The organism is Streptomyces aureocirculatus (genome assembly GCF_000720475.1).
GTDB lineage: Bacteria > Actinomycetota > Actinomycetes > Streptomycetales > Streptomycetaceae > Streptomyces > Streptomyces aureocirculatus.
This window is the reverse complement of record NZ_JOAP01000129.1, coordinates 1-1,842: the sequence shown is the minus strand read 5'-3', so window position 1 is coordinate 1,842 and position 1,842 is coordinate 1. Positions and strand designations below refer to the sequence as shown.

Annotated in this window: 1 protein-coding gene; it reads right to left on the bottom strand. The window is 67.8% G+C overall.

Going from position 1 to position 1,842, the window contains the following annotated elements:
* Positions 1 to 33 precede the first annotated feature (33 nt).
* Entirely contained in the window at positions 34 to 1,647 is a 1,614-nt protein-coding gene (locus tag IG78_RS0140995; protein ID WP_030574862.1) for an IS1182 family transposase, read from the bottom strand.
* Positions 1,648 to 1,842 lie beyond the last annotated feature (195 nt).

Genomic DNA, 1,842 nt, shown 5'->3' with positions numbered 1-1,842 from the left:
TTGACTCTGTCGGTGATCTTGATACCGGCGCAGTCAAGTGCCCAGGGTTCGCCAGGACTTCAGGCGAGGGATCTCGCGTTGGTCGAGGTAGTTCTGGAAGGCAGTCGGCTGGCGGGGTGTGGGGGCTTTCTCAGCCGGTGGCAGTCCGCTGAGGCGCTCGATGTTCACGGCGATGGCTGTCAGGACGTGCTGGACGTGGACCTTTCCATGTCCTCGGTAGCGGCAGCGCCGCATGCCGTGTCCGTGGGCGAACTCGTTGACCGTGCCCTCCACTCCGGAGCGGACCGCGTAGCGGGCCTTCCACTCGGGCGTCTGCTGCTCGGCACGGACGCGGAGTTGCAGGTCACGGAGCTCTCGGGGAGGGAAGCCCACGGTGCGGGCGTCGTCGGCGGTGCTGGTGCACTGGGTGCGGGCCGGGCAGGGGCGGCACTGGCTCTTTGTGAACCTGGCCACGATCAGCGGGGCGGCGGTGGGCGAGGAGGTCGGGTAGGGGCCGTGCCAGCCCGCGCTGACCTGTCCTTGGGGGCAGGTCACCTGCTGACGGTCGAAGTCGATATGGAAGTCGTCCCGGGCGAAGCCCTCGCCTCGGCGGTGCTGGCGGGTGGGGTTGCTCTTCAGCGGACCGGAGACGGTGACCTGGTGTTCACGGGCGGCCTGTTCCAGGTGGGGCAGAGAGGTGTAGCCGGCGTCGACCAGGTGCTCGGCGGGCAGCAGGCCGCGGCGGGCGAGGCGTGTGTGGACGCCAGGCAGGACCTGACTGTCGTGGGTGGTGGCTGCAGTGGTGGCGACATCCGTGATCACGTTGGGACCGTCGGCAGCACAGGTCTCGGTCAGATGGGCGGCGAACCCCTTCCATCTGATGATGTGCCCGTGTCGGGTGTAGCGGGCCGAGGTGTCGTATGGAGAGACGATCGCCCTTGACGACGGTGGCAGACCCGCCCCGCCCTCCTTCTCGGCGGTGCGCCAGCGCAGTTGTCCCGCGGCATCACGGTGATAGTTCTGCACCATGATCTGCCGCAGAGCCTGGATACGAGGACCGGCCATGCGGTCCGCTCCGAAGCGGTGGAGGTGTTCCAGAAGTCGGACGGCATCGTTTCCGGTGGCAAAAATCCTGGTCACGGGCTTGGTGGGGTTCTTCCCCAGGCGAACCGGCCGGCCGTAACGCAGCCCCCAGCCTTCGTCGACCAGTCCGTCCAGCAGATGAGGAGAGATACCTGAGACCTCTTCGAGCGCGGCGCGGACCGCCTCGGTGACCAGCTCCAGACGGGTCAGGTCCCGCACCGCGGCCAGGACGTGCGTGGAATCGGTGCGCTGGGTGGTGCGCTCGCGGGCGAGACCGGCCTCCTTCAGGCGCGCGAGTGCGAGGTCGAGGAGGCGGTCGGCACGACCGTCCTCGGCAAGACGATCACGGAAGTCGCCCAGCACGCTGTGGTGGAATCCGGGGTCGTCCAGCTCCATGGCCATGGCGTACTTGAAGTCGATGCGGCAGCGGACCGCCTCGGCGGCCTGCCTGTCCGACAGACCGAGCAGGAACTGCAGCACACACACGGTGGCCAGTTGAGCGGGCGACAGACCCGGACGCCCGTCCCGCGGGTACCAGTCGGCGAAGTCCTCGTCGCTCCACAGCCCATCAAGGCGATCACGCACCCATATCGCCGTCGTGCCACCCGGGTTGCTCGCCCGCGCGACCTGCGCAGTCAGAGACGGGACCTGCTCACCGGAACGGGGACGAAGGGACAACGAGCACCTCGACAGCTGTATCGGTCGGCGGAACCACACGAGCATGCCCGTCGATCTTGCTGCCGCACCGGGAAACTCCAAGATTCCCGACAGAGTCAAGCT